The organism is Methanosarcina sp. (assembly GCF_035390745.1).
Lineage (GTDB): Archaea > Halobacteriota > Methanosarcinia > Methanosarcinales > Methanosarcinaceae > Methanosarcina.
In genome coordinates this window covers 1-15,060 of sequence record NZ_DAOOUJ010000017.1, presented here as the reverse complement: position 1 = coordinate 15,060, position 15,060 = coordinate 1, and the positions used below count along the sequence as shown (strand labels likewise).

Here is a 15,060-nt window from a genome sequence, read left to right as displayed (position 1 = left end):
AAAACAGAGATAGAAGTGGTTTGAATGCAACCTGAGTTAATAGACGTAGTATTTCGTTCCCAGAAAAGAAAGGATCTCCTCCTGCTCCTTGGAGAAGAACCCAGAACAATGGAAGAAATTAAAGTCCTCCTCGATGTTTCTCCCACAGCTATCTTACCCCAGATCAAAAGGCTTACAGACAGTGACCTGGTTATCCAGAAAAATGGCAGTTATGAATTGACAGACATGGGGGAGCAGGTATTCAATAAAGTAAGGTCTCTTGTCGACGTTCTTACCCTTGTTGAAAAAAACAACTACTGGATAGAACACGACCTGGACGGAATTCCCCAGTACCTTCTTGACAGGATAGGAGACATTAAGGACTGCAACCTCGTCAAAGCCGATCCCAGCCAGATATTCGAACCGAATACTGAACTTCTGGATTTCTTTTCCTCTTCTCGCTACCTCATGGTTTTTTCTTCCTTTTACAGGCCTGAGTTCCTTCCTCTCTATTCAAAGCTTGCAAGACTTGAGTCAGAGGTCTCTCTTATTTTTACGGAATCAGTTCTTGAAAAGTTTCTGCATAACTACGAAAGGAAAATAAGGAAATTTACCACGATGGAAAATACCGAACTATCTGTCTGTAAGGATGGTGTGAAAATTGCCGAGCTTATCGTCTCTGACCGCGGGATGATGATATCTCTCTTTGACAGCCAGGGAAGGTTCTATCATGAATATATGTACTGTTCCGAACCTCAGGCAATTTCCTGGGCAAGAGAGCTCTTTGATTTCTATAAATCAAGAGCATTAAAGGTAGAGGGTGAGAAAAGCATTGACAATATAATATGCACATCCGAAAACGGAACTTTATTTGATTCTGAGATGTTAAATCTTCATACTGATATATCTAAGATACTGATGCATCTACAACACTAATTTGTCTAAAATATTGATCTGTCTGGATCACTGATGTATCAACAGATTTAATAAAGATTTAGAGGTTTTAATCCAGAATAAACGAAGCGATTTAGATTATCAGGAGTAACTGCAATTATTCCAGTGGTTGAAAACTCTTCGAAACTGGAAATTTTACTTAATTGCAGGATAACTCCTCTTCAATCTAAAATAGCTCACGATAATCAGTCAACACCTTATTTAATCTCAAACTCCTTTCCGGAGGGAGGCTGAATCGAATGAGTATGGAACTGCAGTTAATAGATACTATTTTCTTTTCGGACAAAAGGAAAAACTTGCTTCTGCTCCTGAAAAACGGGCCAAAAACGATTGAAGAAATTAAGACAAGGCTTGAAGTCAGTTCCAGTCCTATTATGGCCCAGATCCGCATCCTGCTTAAAGACGGGCTGCTCGTACAGAAAGGAGATAGTTACGAACTCTCTGTGAAAGGGAAACTTATAGTTCCCAAAATGGAACCACTACTTTCTACCTTCCAGGTTTTTGATGAAAACCACGACTATTGGGCAAGGCAGGACCTCCGTACCCTTCCTTCGCACCTGCTTGACAGGATAGGGGAACTCGGCAAATGTATGGAGCTTGTACCTGATAAGACTCATATTTTCGATTACCCCCAGGAAATTATGGACCCTCTTTACAAATCTAAAAAAGTAATGGAAGTTTCTTCGTTTTTCCGTCCCGGATATCCCGGCCTTTATCTGGATCTCGCAAAAAAGGGGATTGAAGTATCTCTTGTTCTTGAAAGGCCAATATACAGGAAACTGGTCCGCGACTACAGGAAAGGGGTAGAGGAGTTCCTGAATATGGAAAACACTTACCTCTTTGTTTGTGACGACAAAATTGAGCTTGCTTCCAGCATTGTTACAGACCGTTTTATTTCCCTATCCATGATTTCAAAAGACGGAAGATATTATAACCACGAGATGGTGAGTTTCGAAAACAGCGCACTCGGATGGGGGAAAGAACTTTTCAACTATTACAGAGACATGTCAGAGCAGATCACACAGATCTGAGCTGGCAGTTATATTTTCAAGCGGGCTACAATATTTTATTTCTTTCCAAAAAATTAAAATATATTAAACCCCACTTTTTTTTACTATGGTAAAACGAAGTTTTCCTGCGGTCTGTGACGAAAATACAGAAATCCTGATTCTGGGATCCCTCCCGAGCGATGAGTCCATCAGGAAACAGCAGTACTACGGAAACCCAGGAAATGACTTCTGGAAGCTGGTCGGCCAGGCAATTGGGGAAAACCTTCAGGAAATGGCTTATGAAAAACGGCTTGAAACCCTTAAGCGAAACAGAATCGGACTCTGGGATGTGTTTAAGGCCGGAAACCGGGAAGGAAGCCCTGACTCAAGGATCAGGGACGAAGAAATAAACGATTTTTCGTGTCTGAAAAAAATAGTTCCGGAGCTCAGGCTTGTCTGTTTCAATGGCAAGAAAGCAGGAGAATATGAACCTCTTCTGAGGGAAATGGGGTATGATACAAAGGTTTTACCCTCTTCCAGCGGAGCGAACAGGAGATTTTCAAAAAAAAGGGAATCTGAATGGGAAACTACCCTTAAGCGCTGAAAGCTGTCTTTTTTAGCTGCCCCACTCTTTCCTTTAACTCACCCACTTTTTTCCTTTAACTCAATCACTGCGGCTTTTATCCGCAGGGCAAATTTTCGACAATAATTCCCTTATTATTCGACTTTTATAGCTTCTGCAGGGCAGGCTTCTTCACAGGCTCCGCAGTCTACACATTCATCCTCGTCCACAACCGCAAAGCCTTCATCCTCATCAATGATAATTGCTTCTACAGGACACTCTTCTACACAGGTCCCACAGCCTGTGCATTTTTCTTTGTCAACTTTTGCTGGCATTAGTTTTAACTCCTTGTTTCATTATTCGGTTTTATTGTGTTCGGATCAGTATTTTTGAATCAAAGTCAGAGCTCAGGATCCAGGTTAACCCTCCAGACTCCATTTTTATTTATCTTTTTTTATATATAAGATTTGCTTTTATTCACTATCGTTTTTCCCCGAACTTTTTGATTATTCATATTCTTACTCTTGGTCTTCTGAGTATCAACTTTCACCTCATTCTCGGATTCCGACCCTCCTGAAAATCCACTCTTTCCCCACTCACTGATGATCCTGTCTTCTCCAAGTGTTTCCAGAACGTCAAGAAGCCTCTTTTTGCGTTTATTTGCCTTCTTTATCTCAGAGAGATAGGCTTCCCATTCTTCTTTTTTTCCGCTGGCTTCGAGAGTTTCTTTTATTTTCCGGAAGTAAGCAGATGCCTCTTCATAAGAGCCCACTTTTGTTTCGGATATCAGCCTTTCTGCATGTTTTTTCCATATTTCAAGCGCGATTTTCGGGTATTTCTCCTTCACGGAGTTTGCAATTTCACTTTCAGAGATTGAATGCCAGTACCCTTTGACTTCCTCTCCGCCTTTTTTAAGTTCCTCGTACCAGTAAACCACTTCTTCCGGATCTTCTTCCTTAATTGCTATCTTTATTAAAAGGTCAAGGACTGGAGGGTTGATCTTCTTTATTGAACCAATATCCAGAAGCCCTGTTTTCGGGAGAATACCCGGAAGAACCGAGTCTTCTTTTCTATTATTTACCTGGCTGGCTGGCAGCTTTCCGTTTCTCAGGTATTTGAGAACAGCCTTTCGGACTTCCTCCCATTTTCCAGCTTTCTTTGCTGCTTCCCGCATGCCAGGATAGATAGCCATATCAAGAGACCTGAAAAACTCTTCTGTCTCAAGAGCAGCTGCAAAAAGCCAGTTTCCTTCCTCTTCTCTTATTTCAAGAAGGATCTGCCAGAGCTGGTGGGAAATTTCAGATTCGTACTCTCTGGTCTCTTTAATTCCCCTGTAAATCCATTCTTCTGCTTTTTCTTTCTGCCCGGAGTCAAGCAGTACCCTGACAAGCCGGACATAGTTGCCTGTTTTTTCGGCTTCGCTTTCACAGGTAGGAATTATCTCCTCAGAAAACCCGGCTTTTCCAAGAGCATCAATCAACCTGTCAACGGCATAGTCCCTCTGCCAGAGGGAAATGTAAAGTGGATTTTCTGTTCTGTCAGCTTCATCCAGTTTAGTTTTCAGGGTTTCTGCAAAACGCTTCCATTCTTCAGGAGTAAAATCTTTTTTCCAGAAAGCGTGTTCATTAAGAATATTGTAATTATCTCTCAGCTCGATTTCAAGCATATAGAGCATTTTCTCGTGGGAAGAGAGAGAGGATCTTGTCAGGGCTTCAAACACCACATCCATACAGAATGATATTTTTGTTCCAATCTCCCCTTCTTCGTCATAGTCCGCTATTTTTTCGTATCTGTCCATTAATTCTTTTCCGATATTAAGCAGTTCATCAGGGTGACCAGAATCAAGCAGGCTTTCCAGCCCTACCTGCAGGTCTAAAAAATCAGGCACATCACTTTCATAAGCCGGATACTCAGAACTTCCGGTTTCTTCCAGGAGCTCATCAATCTCGGAATAGACTTCCCCCACAATTTCTTCCACGTTTTCTGCTGCAAGGGTCTGCCTCTCTTTGAGGTATTTTCCAAGCATGGTATCCTTTTCTGCAAATGCCACCAGTATTTCGATCAGTTCCGTTTTAGTCAGACATTGAAGGTACTCGCGCAGAGCCCTGGCTGAGGATTCTTCAGCTCCGTAGACAGAGGTTTCAGCTTCGGCATATTCCTTCCTGGCTCTTGCAACGAAAGGGTCTTCTTCGGAAGCAAGGGGTACTTCTTCTCCCTGCTCTGTGAGTTCAAGATATTCAAGTACGGCTGCAACCCCATGTTTGCAGTCATGCCCTACAGGACAGGTGCAGACTGAGCTCAGTTTCCCTTCTATCAGGGAAATTTCCGTAAAATAATCAGTTGTTCCTTCTACCCGGGCTACAAGGCTGCCTTCAGGGGTCCGCTTTATCTCTTTAACTCTCTCTTCTTCCTGATACTTTATCCCCTTTGCAGTTGCCTTTCCTCCAGCCCAGTCCTGCAGGTCACTCCACCTTAATTCTTTAAATGGATCCGAATCTATACTTTCTGATGGCATACACTATTATTTCGACATTGTCCTATAAAAATAGGAATTACGAATTGTTTCTTATGTATGGATATGACTTTTTATCCTGTCACCGGACCTTCTTTTCCAAAAATCAGTAAACTGAAGGACTGTGAATGACATCTCCTGTTGAATTATAGCGGGACATTACAGATGCTGAAAACGAGCTTAAATTCTGCAACCAGGTTTACGGGAATAGCAGATTTTAGAGCTTGCTGCAGGAAAATTTTTGTTTAAATAGTATTCTCAATGTAATGGCAAATCCTGTTGCTTGTAAGGATAAGAATGTTCAGTACCTTTTCGTAAACAGAGCTTTTGAAAAACTTGTAGGGTTCCGGGCTAAAGAAATTATTGGATACACCAGAATTGAAATGTATAAAATAAAATGGATGCACGAGACCTACCAGAAAATCCCGGGTAAAGGAGATTTGATTCTTTCGGATTCGCTTCTTCTGGCTGTCCGCATACTTACTTTTTACCACGTTCATAAGCGGACCTATCTGGTCTTCGGCTTTTTGATAGTATCTGCTCCATAAAAGATATGGAATAATCAGAAAAGCAGATGCCTCTGTGATAAGTATATCTTTAGCTGTTAGCCGATAAAACAGGAATAAGTTTGTAGAGAATATAGACTATGAGTACGAGCAGGCAGGCTCCCAATACCTTTGATTCGGTATCAAGCTGGAACATACTAATAATACAGCATCTGTCTATAAATATTTATGCAGTTTGTAATGGCAAAGCTTTTTCAATCATTTTTATACCCCCTATACACTTAAATACTTTATTCATTTATATTATAAGTTAATATATAACTCATCAGGGACTAGATTGGTTATGGCTTTACTAAATGGCGATTTAAAACAGGTGGAGCCTGCAGACTCCAAAAAAAAGTTTTTTGCTGATGCAGATACAGAAGCTATAGAGGCAAGCTGGCTTTTTGATAACCTGCCAGTAACTGTTTTCAGAGTCTCAAATGAATCTTCGTGGCCTATACGCCGCATAAGTAACAATGTAGAAGTGCTTACTGGATACTCTGTATCGGACTTTCTTTCTCAAAAATTATCATGGTCAGATATCGTTTTTCCGGAGGATGTTTCTCGAATCGATGAGGCTATAGAAAAATCAATGAAGACCGGAAATCCCTATCAGGTTGAATACAGAATCAAAAAATCTTACGGCGATACCGTATTCGTTCAGGAGAAGGCTCATCTGGTAAATGATGAGCATGGAAATGTGGCTTATATTGACGGTGTTTTTCTGGATGTAACTGCCCAGGTAAGACAGAGAGAAGAATCCCAGAAGGCAATTGTGAGAAGCATTCCGTCTCCCTCACTCGCACTTTACGTGGACGCTTCCGGAAAAATAAAATATATTAATGAGTATTTTTTGGAAATATGCAAATTTAAGAGCGAAAAAGAAGCCGTCGGGAAAGCCCCCTCAGAATTACTGGAGACTAATTCAAAAAAGACACTTGCTGAGAAGGTAATGGAAACCGGAGAGGGTGTATATAATCTTGAAAAAACCATTAAATTCAGGGCTTTAGATAAACCGCTATATACAGTGCTCTCAGCAGTGCCAGTAAAAGACGAGAATGGAATTATCACTGGTAGTCTCATGATCATAACCGATATGACAGAGATGAAAAACAGAGAAAAAGAGGTAAAGGACCTTTTAGATTACACTAACGTTTGTCTTATGAACCTTGGAGAAGGCATAAGAAAAATCAGTGAAGGAGATCTTGATACCCACCTTGAAAAGATCAAGGATGACGACTTTGGAGATACCTTTGATGAATTTAATAAACTTGTTGCTAATTTAAAAGTAATTATCGCGAGTATTCTTGAAGATATGCTTACCACGCTGGAAGAAGCCCGCCAGTCCGAAGAGGCTGTCGGGCAGATGAATGCCGGCATGCAGCAGATCTCAACGGCTGCAGAGCAGATTGCAACCGGTTCGGAGAACCTTTCAAGGCATGCCGGCACAGCAGCTTCTGACATAAAAGCTTCTCAGGAGATCTTTAAAAAGCTCAGCGACTCTTCCACCAAATCCTCCAGCTATGCTTCGCAGGCAGGTAAAAAGAGCGATGAAGCCCAGGCAATAAGCAACCAGGCACTGGAGGATGTGGAACAGGTCGTTGCAGAAATCTCCAAACTTGGAGATATCGTCCACTCTCTGGATGATGCTGTCAACAACATAGGGTCTGTCACCGGAAAAATCAAATCCATTGCTGACCAGACAAACCTTCTTGCATTGAATGCAGCCATTGAAGCTGCAAGAGCCGGTGAATACGGCAGAGGATTTGCTGTTGTTGCCGATGAGGTTAGAAAACTTGCTGCCGATTCGAGAAAGAGCACTGATGAAATTAATGAAATTGTCACAAACGTCCAGAAAGAGACGAAAAAAGTGACTGAAGCTATTAATGTTGCTGACGGTCAGGCTAAAACCGGAAGCAAGAACATTAAACAGGCTCTGAATATGAGCCATGAAATTGCCGATGCAGTTGCCACTATAAACTCCATGCTTGCCGAACTTGACAGGCTTTCAGATGAAGGGCTCAACAAAATTGAAAATATCGAGAAAAGCATAAGTGAGACCGCATCCACAGCCGAAGAAAATGCTGCAAGCAGCGAAGAAACCTCGGCTGCAATCGAAGAACAGACTGCTGCCATGCAGCAGGTAAGCAGTTCGGTAAAGAATGTCAGCGGGCTTGCCCAGAAAACAGTTGACGCTCTCATGGAGAACTTCAAAGTATCTGAGGAATCGAAGAACAGTCAGCTCTCTTCTGCAAAAACGCCGGGGTTTGACAGAAAAGGGAACTTAAAGGCGCATTGAATATTGAATGCTGCAATACTGGATATGACACTTCCTTTTTCATATCCTTAAATTACTTTTTTGATACTATTCAGCTAACGTTCAAGTTTAAGGTTTTTAAGAAATTTAATAAGCATTAATCCTGCTTTTTAAGGGTCTTATACTGATCAAAGGCACAATAAAGCTTCTTTTGTAAATTTAATTACTTTAGACCCTTTAATTCTGAAAGTAAATTTATATTTTAGCCCGCTTATTTCATGATCGTCAGCAGGTTGATAGCCTGAAGACAAACAGAGATTCAATACAAGAAAAACATAACACCTGAAAAACAAGACCGAAAGAACACCCGAAAAACAATAAAAAAGAACCCTGAAAAAACAAGACAAAAATAATACCTGAAAACCGAGAACACCTGAAAAAACAAGACAAAAAATTGCTTAAAAAACGGAAAAACGGAACACGAAAAAACGGAGCTAAATATCAGTAACGGAAGTATAGTATGAAAATAAAAACAAAAGCATTACACTCAATTTACAGTTTTGCAGCGGTAATGCTGGTATTATGTACCCTTACGTCAGGAGCTTTTGCTTCTGAAAATAACCCCGCATTTACTCCTGCAGAAAACATAACTGATGAAAATTTTGTAGATATTCAGGCAGAAATGCTTGAATCAATAAGTGAACAAATTGCTGATCTCCAGAGCTTCTACACCAATGTAAGTGAAGCATCCGATGCTTCCGAACTCCAGGAAGTTTTGTCCAGCAATATGCCAGCACATGTATGCAGGCCTGAAGGAATGAATATGGGCCCAGGCGGAATGCCCGGATTATTCAGCTTTGCCCAGGTTGAGAACGTGACTGACGACAACTACACTGATGTTCAGGCTGAAATTGTTGATGCTATTGGGAATATGACTGAAATGCTCAACAGCCAGCTGAATGACACAACCGATGAAAACATGACTGAGATGCTCAACGAACAGATAACAGAGCTTGAAAACCTGTCCAGTGAAATAAGTGCAGCTTCCAGTGCAGAAGAACTGCAGAACGTTGTGTTCACATATGTACAGACCCGGGCTGTTGAATCAATTGAAATGGAAGTCGAACATCTTGAAGAGATGGCAGCTGACAGCGAGAACACTACCGATGAAAACATGACTGAAGGACTTAACAGCAGGGTCACGGAACTCAATGCTCTGATAGAAGAGATCAACGGAGCAGAATCCCTTGAAGACCTCATGGAAATTATGTCCTCATCACAGGGAATGGGTTTCGGGGGCTGCGGCTGCCCCATGGCCCCTGGAAAAATTCCTGAAAACAGTGTAGATAACAGCACTGAAGCCTGAGATTTGACAGGTTTAGCTATGATAAAAACGAGATGGAAAATTAAAAAGTAAAAAGGAGATGATAAAAAAACCAGAAAACATGGAAAGTTAGAAAGGAGATGACAGGAAACTGGAAAGGAATAGATGTAAGGATTCATCTTCCATCCCTTTTTCCGGGTAATTAAAAGACAAATACCTCAATATTCCAGAAAAATTTCACCTCAAATTGTATTACCTGCTAAATATCAAATACACCTCCTCCACATGGTTCTGGAGAGCCAGATAACCGGATAAAAACTCCAAGACCACATCAGTACAAAACAAGATCAAAACTCTGAAAACTAAAAACTCTTACCCGTAAATCATCTCTTTTCTCTTTCCTTTATTATTGTGAGATTTTAAACTTGGGCTGCAAGGTCGCATAAATAGATATCATTGCCTGCAGCATCATTGACATAGTTCTTGTCCATTCCCCACACAACAGTGTTATTGTATATTTCTGGTGTCGTATAAACTTCTTCAGGATAGTTATGTACCATTGTACTCTGTCCTGTGGATATGTTATATACATATACTCCAGGTTTGCCTTCATAATCATCAACACATTTATTGTATACAATTTTATCATCGTGTATGGCAATATGTGTCCCTGTACTGGCGCCGTATTCATTTCCATAAGGATCTGTGTCAAGTTGATGTGTGACATCTATAGTTTTATTTGTTGATGTATTATACATCACAATATATCCCTGATGATTGTATACATCAGACCAGATAACGTTAGTGCCCCATATATGCGGTATGTTTGGATCTCCATATGAAGTGACAGTTATTTTTTCCTTCGTATCGATGTCATACATTCTGATAGTTATGTCCACTTCAGGATCTTCTGAATATGAGTAATACACCACTTTTGTATCATATATGTCGGGATTACTACCGTTTCCAATTACAGTCTGTGTGGATGTAGATGTATTCATCAGATACACACTATCATTCGCACTCCAGACGATCCTGTCACTGTAAATAGCAGGTTTGCTGAACTGGTCCACATCCTGCGTGATGTAACTTTTTGTGGCTGCTGATATATCGTACACAACAAGCCTTGGAGTTCCACTGCTTTCATCATGCCATACTAACCTGTTACCGTAAATATCCGGGCTGTATGCCCCGGAAGAACTAAAAGTAGTGTCTGTTTTGTTGGTCAGGTCGTATAGATGAATAACAACCCCATTTGTCCATACTACCCTGTTACCATAAACAGCAGGATCGTATCCGGTGCCAATTTTCGTAACCTGTGCCGCTGAAGCTGCGGCTGAGATTGAAATCAAAAAAACAAAAACCAGGAATGCTGAAGCTAAAGCTATTGAACAGATCTTACTCTTATTTTCCATTTATTTTCCCCCAGCTAGCTTTATTTTTCAAAGTAAATTACAGCTTATAGTCAGGATATTTTTCAGGTCCGGTAACATTTTCAGGTTCTGTAATAATATCTGGATCCTGAATCATCTGTTACTAAAGTCACATTAATCCAGACATGAATTATTTGCCCAACCAATTCTGTGATAAATAAGTAGAGACTAATTAATTATATAATTTTGTGAATAAAATATTATAACCTTTGTTACACATGGATTTTTGTTATGAACTAAATTACAGACCTCAATTAGAAATCAAAAATTGCTTTAAGACATGAGGCAAATGGAAAATTAAAATTCTGCAACCCCTTCTGATTAATCTAAATAGCTTTTAGAGCAGCAGTTGCTGAAAAAACTTATTGCCATTTATATATAAAAACTTTTAAATTATATGGCGACAATCGCAGGCAATAAGATCTTTCTGAAAAATAGGCTACTGGATATTTTTGAAATACAAAATAAAGTGGATTCTTCCTTGTCTGGGAGTGGGTATGATATGAGAGACAACCTGAGAAATTCTGGCATAGACAGAAAACGAGCAGAGGAAGTTCTGAACCAGAGAGAAGAATGTTTCAGGAAGAAGCTGGAAAATAATCTCTCACCCGCCCGGGAGGTGGAGAACCTTGAGCTGGCTGAAATCATTGATGTCCAGGCTATTCAGCCCTTAGTGGACGATTTCTATAAACTTACTAAAATCCCCATAGGCTTAAACGACCTTAAAGGAAATGTTCTGGCAGGAGCCGGGTGGCAGGACATCTGTACCAGATTCCACAGGATTCACCCTGAAACCTGCAGGCACTGCGTAGAAAGTAACACAAATCTATCCCAAGGGGTTTCCCCGGGAGAGTTTAAGCTGTACAGGTGCAGGAACAATATGTGGGACATGGTGACCCCTATTATGGTGAGTGGGCGGCATGTCGGGTATGTATTCGCAGGGCAGTTCTTTTTTGAAGATGAAACTCTGGACTATGAACTCTTCCGTTCTCAAGCCCGAAAATACGGCTTTGATGAAGAGGAGTACATAACAGCACTTGAGAAAGTCCCGAGGTTAAGCAGGAAAGCTGTAGACACCAGCATGGCCTTCTTTATGACCTTTGCAAGCATGCTCTCGCAGCTTAGCTACAGCAATATCAAGCTGTCCCGGGCACTGGCTGAGCGCGATTCCCTGGTAAACGCGCTGGAGAAGAGTCGGGAAGATTTCGACCGCGCCCAGACTGTGGGGAATATCGGAAGCTGGCGTATGGATGTGCGTAAAAATAAATTGACATGGTCCGATGAAAATCACCGTATCTTCGGAATCCCAAAAGGCATCCCTTTAACTTATGAGACTTTTCTTTCAACGGTCCATCCGGATGATAGGGAATACGTTCATAAGAAGTGGAAGGAAGGGCTGGAGGGTGAAGTATACGACATCGAGCACCGCATCATCGTGAACGATAAGACCAAATGGGTGCGTGAAAAAGCATATCTTGAGTTTGACAAAAATGAAGCGCTTATCGGCGGCTTCGGAATAACGCAGGATATCACAGAGCGCAAAAAAGCAGAAGAAGCTCTGAAGTTGTCAAACATTTATAATCGCAGTTTGATTGAAGCTGGTCTGGACCCTCTTGTGACCATAGGGCCAGACGGAAAAATAACCGATGTCAATAATTCCACTGAAAAGGTTACCGGCTGTTCTCGAGATGAACTCATAGGTACCGATTTCTCAGACTATTTTACTGAGCCTCAGAAAGCTAAAGAAGTTTATCAGCATGTATTCCTGGAAGGTCTGGTAAGGGATTACCCTCTTGAGATTCAGCACAAGGATGGGCGTATAACTCCTGTTTTGTATAATGCTTCAATTTATAAGGACGAATACGGTGAGGTTATTGGGGTTTTTGCTGCTGCACGTGATATTACAGAACTTAAAAGAGCAGAAAAAGACCTGAAAAAAGCACATGAGAATTTAGAAAAACTGGTTGAAGAGCGAACAATTCAGCTTGAAAGTGCGTATAAGTCGTTGAAAGAAAATGAGAAAAGCCTCTCTGAAGCCCAAAAAATGGCACACGTTGGGAACTGGGACTGGGATCTTCTGACTGGCAAAGTACACCTGTCTGATGAAGTGTATAATATCTTTGGACTTACCCCCCAGGAATCAGCTGCATCTTATAAAGAATTTCTGAGATATGTGCACCCGGATGACAGGGAGGATGTGGACAACATAATTAAGAAAAGCTTATCCGGGGAGCGCTGCGGCATTGACCACAGGATCATTCTGGATAATGGGGAAGAGCGCACACTCTATACGGAGCGGGAAGTTATTTTTGATGAGAATAATGTCCCTGTCAGGGTCAGAGGAATAATTCAGGACATTACAGAGCGCAAGAAAGCTGAAGAAACCCTGGAAAAAATACAGGAAATCCACATAAAAGAAATCCACCACAGGATCAAGAATAACCTGCAGGTGATCTCATCTCTGCTCAGCCTCGAAGCTGAAAAGTTCAGCGATGAAAAAATTCTTGAATCATTCAGGGAAAGTCAAAATCGTGTAGCTTCAATGGCCCTGATTCATGAAGAACTCTATAGAGGAAAAGAAGTGGATACCCTTGATTTTGCAGCTTATCTTCAGAAGCTGACTGCGGTCCTTTTTGATTCATATAATCTTAAAAATAGTGAAATCAACCTGAAGCTGGACCTCGAGAAGATTCCCCTTGATATGGATATTGCGATACCTCTCGGCATTATCGTTAACGAGCTGGTCTCAAATTCCCTGAAACATGCCTTCCCGGATGGAAAAGCAGGGGAAATTCACATAAGCTTCTGCAAAAAAGAAAATTTTGCCTCAAAATATGAGAACTTCAACCCGTGCCTTTCCTGGATGGAAAAAGACGGATTAAACTACATACTCACCGTAGAGGACAACGGAACAGGTATTCCCGAAGAGATAGAATTCCCCAATGCAGATTCCCTTGGACTGCAGCTTGTAAACCTGCTTATTGAGCAGATAGACGGTTATGTAGATCTAAATCGAAATAATGGAACAAAATTTTCCATCTTTTTCAGAAATATAGAAGCGTAAGAAAATCATATATATTTTCAAACAAACGGCTTCTGAGACTCCTGATAAGTGTGTAAGACCTATTTTAAGATCATTTAAGAATCCAAAGCGTTTATAAAGCTTCTTTTCTAAATTTAATTACTTTGGACCCTTTATTTCTGAAAGTATGTTTATATTTTAGCCTGCTTATTTCATGACTGTCAGCAGGTTGATAGCCTGAAGACAAACAGAATAACGGAAAAAAGACACAAGTAACCTCTGAGAAACTAGACCAAAAATAAATTAAAAAAAGATCAAAGAAAATCAACGAAAAAAAATGAAACTAAACATAATAATGGAAGTATACCATGAAAATAAAAACAAAAACATTAAACTCAATTTGCCGTTTTTCAGCAGTAATGCTGGTATTATGTATTCTCCCTTAGGGAGCTTTTTCTTCGGAAAATAAACCTGCATTTACTCCTTCAGAGAATATCACTGATGAAAACTTCGCAGATGTTCAGGCTGGAATGCTTGAATCTATCAGTGAGCAAATTGCTGAACTTCAGATTATGGCTGAACCAGCCCTCTCAATGTAAGTTTTAAAATGAATTATAAATTACTTTATGATCTTTTTTAAGTTACAGGAGATTACCAAATGCGATTACTAAAAAAATGCCCGGAGTGCGGCTCCGAACTTAAAAATTATGTTTTTGAAGATTTTCAGTACTGCCCTGTGTGCGGGTACTGGACAAGAAAAGAAACTCTAAGGCTTGAGCCTTTAATGATAGTCGGGTGACAAAAACATGCCCGAATTCCCTGGAGAATGTATCCGGTGCGGTACACCTATTAAAAAGCAGGTACTCGGCTCAAATGAGTTCTACTATTGCAGAAAATGCGGGTGTACATCCTCAATAGCATCTGTAAGTGTGCCTTCTCCATACACAGATCAGCATGTTAATGTTGAAAATAAGTCTGCACCAGGGACTTAAAACGGAAATATAAGCAAAGATTTGTGAATACCTGACCGCAAGATTCGTTTACCGCTCCTTCCAGCCTGTTCTCCTCAATCATTCCCATGGACAGCCAATTGCCTCAAAGGCAATCTGGCATCTATGGTCAGAGCCATATAGGTATTAGACAGCAGTTCAAGATCAGCCCTTTTCACGGCTTCGAGTTACCAGAGAAAAACAATTTTCCTGCCGCATTGTTAAGGAGAAAAATGAATGAAAAATTGGGGAAAGCTGTACTTAATATTTTTAGCTTCAACAGCTCAGGTTTTCAGATTACTTCCATAATTTTTCCGGCAAACAACTGGTAAAATTAAACTTTATTTCGGGCAGAATACAGTTCAGAACCCAAAATTAAGTTTTATTTTTACTTTAAAGCTTTAATCATCTTCTAAATTCATAACCACCCTCACTCTTGACACTTGTTCTCCAAGCATCTTTATCTCTTTGTCTGACAATTAAAAGGCTGT

At 40.6% G+C, this 15,060-nt stretch carries 12 protein-coding genes; 9 read left to right on the top strand and 3 right to left on the bottom strand.

Annotation, left to right across the window (positions count from 1 at the left end; genetic code table 11):
• Nucleotides 1–24 precede the first annotated feature (24 nt).
• The 3 genes from PLL47_RS06220 (at nucleotide 25) to PLL47_RS06210 (ending at nucleotide 2,526) form a co-directional block, all read left to right on the top strand.
• Complete coding sequence (locus tag PLL47_RS06220; RefSeq protein ID WP_324445333.1) at nucleotides 25–915, top strand: helix-turn-helix transcriptional regulator; 891 nt, start codon at nucleotides 25–27, stop codon at nucleotides 913–915.
• A 257-nt stretch (nucleotides 916–1,172) separates the two neighbouring features.
• The gene (locus PLL47_RS06215; protein ID WP_324445332.1) at nucleotides 1,173–1,964 is read left to right on the top strand and encodes a helix-turn-helix transcriptional regulator; all 792 of its coding nucleotides are present in this window, start codon (nucleotides 1,173–1,175) and stop codon (nucleotides 1,962–1,964) included.
• An 85-nt stretch (nucleotides 1,965–2,049) separates the two neighbouring features.
• Nucleotides 2,050–2,526, top strand: coding sequence for a DNA-deoxyinosine glycosylase (locus tag PLL47_RS06210; RefSeq protein ID WP_324445331.1), 477 nt, complete (start codon nucleotides 2,050–2,052; stop codon nucleotides 2,524–2,526).
• 113 nt (nucleotides 2,527–2,639) lie between these two features.
• Here PLL47_RS06210 and PLL47_RS06205 read toward each other — a convergent pair whose 3' ends face one another.
• Both PLL47_RS06205 and PLL47_RS06200 read right to left on the bottom strand, forming a co-directional pair.
• Nucleotides 2,640–2,819, bottom strand: coding sequence for a ferredoxin family protein (locus PLL47_RS06205; protein ID WP_324445330.1), 180 nt, complete (start codon nucleotides 2,817–2,819; stop codon nucleotides 2,640–2,642).
• A 119-nt stretch (nucleotides 2,820–2,938) separates the two neighbouring features.
• Nucleotides 2,939–4,999 carry an SWIM zinc finger family protein gene (locus PLL47_RS06200; RefSeq protein ID WP_324445329.1) on the bottom strand — a complete coding sequence of 687 codons (2,061 nt, stop codon included), beginning with the start codon at nucleotides 4,997–4,999 and terminating at the stop codon, nucleotides 2,939–2,941.
• A gap of 221 nt (nucleotides 5,000–5,220) precedes the next feature.
• Here PLL47_RS06200 and PLL47_RS06195 point away from each other — a divergent pair, with 221 nt between their 5' ends.
• From PLL47_RS06195 to PLL47_RS06185, 3 genes are all read left to right on the top strand, one after another.
• Nucleotides 5,221–5,544: a PAS domain S-box protein gene (locus PLL47_RS06195; protein ID WP_324445328.1), complete on the top strand. Its 324-nt coding sequence runs from the start codon at nucleotides 5,221–5,223 to the stop codon at nucleotides 5,542–5,544.
• A gap of 301 nt (nucleotides 5,545–5,845) precedes the next feature.
• Nucleotides 5,846–7,843, top strand: coding sequence for a methyl-accepting chemotaxis protein (locus tag PLL47_RS06190; protein WP_324445327.1), 1,998 nt, complete (start codon nucleotides 5,846–5,848; stop codon nucleotides 7,841–7,843).
• A gap of 478 nt (nucleotides 7,844–8,321) precedes the next feature.
• Entirely contained in the window at nucleotides 8,322–9,167 is an 846-nt protein-coding gene (locus tag PLL47_RS06185) for a hypothetical protein (protein WP_324445326.1), read from the top strand.
• Nucleotides 9,168–9,544: 377 nt separating this feature from the next.
• On the opposite strand, the gene PLL47_RS06180 is transcribed toward PLL47_RS06185, so the two are convergent.
• On the bottom strand, nucleotides 9,545–10,540 hold the full coding sequence (locus PLL47_RS06180; protein ID WP_324445325.1) for a hypothetical protein: 996 nt from the start codon (nucleotides 10,538–10,540) through the stop codon (nucleotides 9,545–9,547).
• A 520-nt stretch (nucleotides 10,541–11,060) separates the two neighbouring features.
• Here PLL47_RS06180 and PLL47_RS06175 point away from each other — a divergent pair.
• The 3 genes from PLL47_RS06175 (at nucleotide 11,061) to PLL47_RS06165 (ending at nucleotide 14,572) form a co-directional block, all read left to right on the top strand.
• Nucleotides 11,061–13,622, top strand: a complete 2,562-nt coding sequence (locus PLL47_RS06175; protein ID WP_324445324.1) for a PocR ligand-binding domain-containing protein — start codon at nucleotides 11,061–11,063, stop codon at nucleotides 13,620–13,622.
• A gap of 616 nt (nucleotides 13,623–14,238) precedes the next feature.
• Nucleotides 14,239–14,379, top strand: a complete 141-nt coding sequence (locus PLL47_RS06170; RefSeq protein ID WP_324445323.1) for a hypothetical protein — start codon at nucleotides 14,239–14,241, stop codon at nucleotides 14,377–14,379.
• Nucleotides 14,380–14,386: 7 nt separating this feature from the next.
• On the top strand, nucleotides 14,387–14,572 hold the full coding sequence (locus PLL47_RS06165; RefSeq protein ID WP_324445322.1) for a hypothetical protein: 186 nt from the start codon (nucleotides 14,387–14,389) through the stop codon (nucleotides 14,570–14,572).
• Nucleotides 14,573–15,060: the final 488 nt, after the last annotated feature.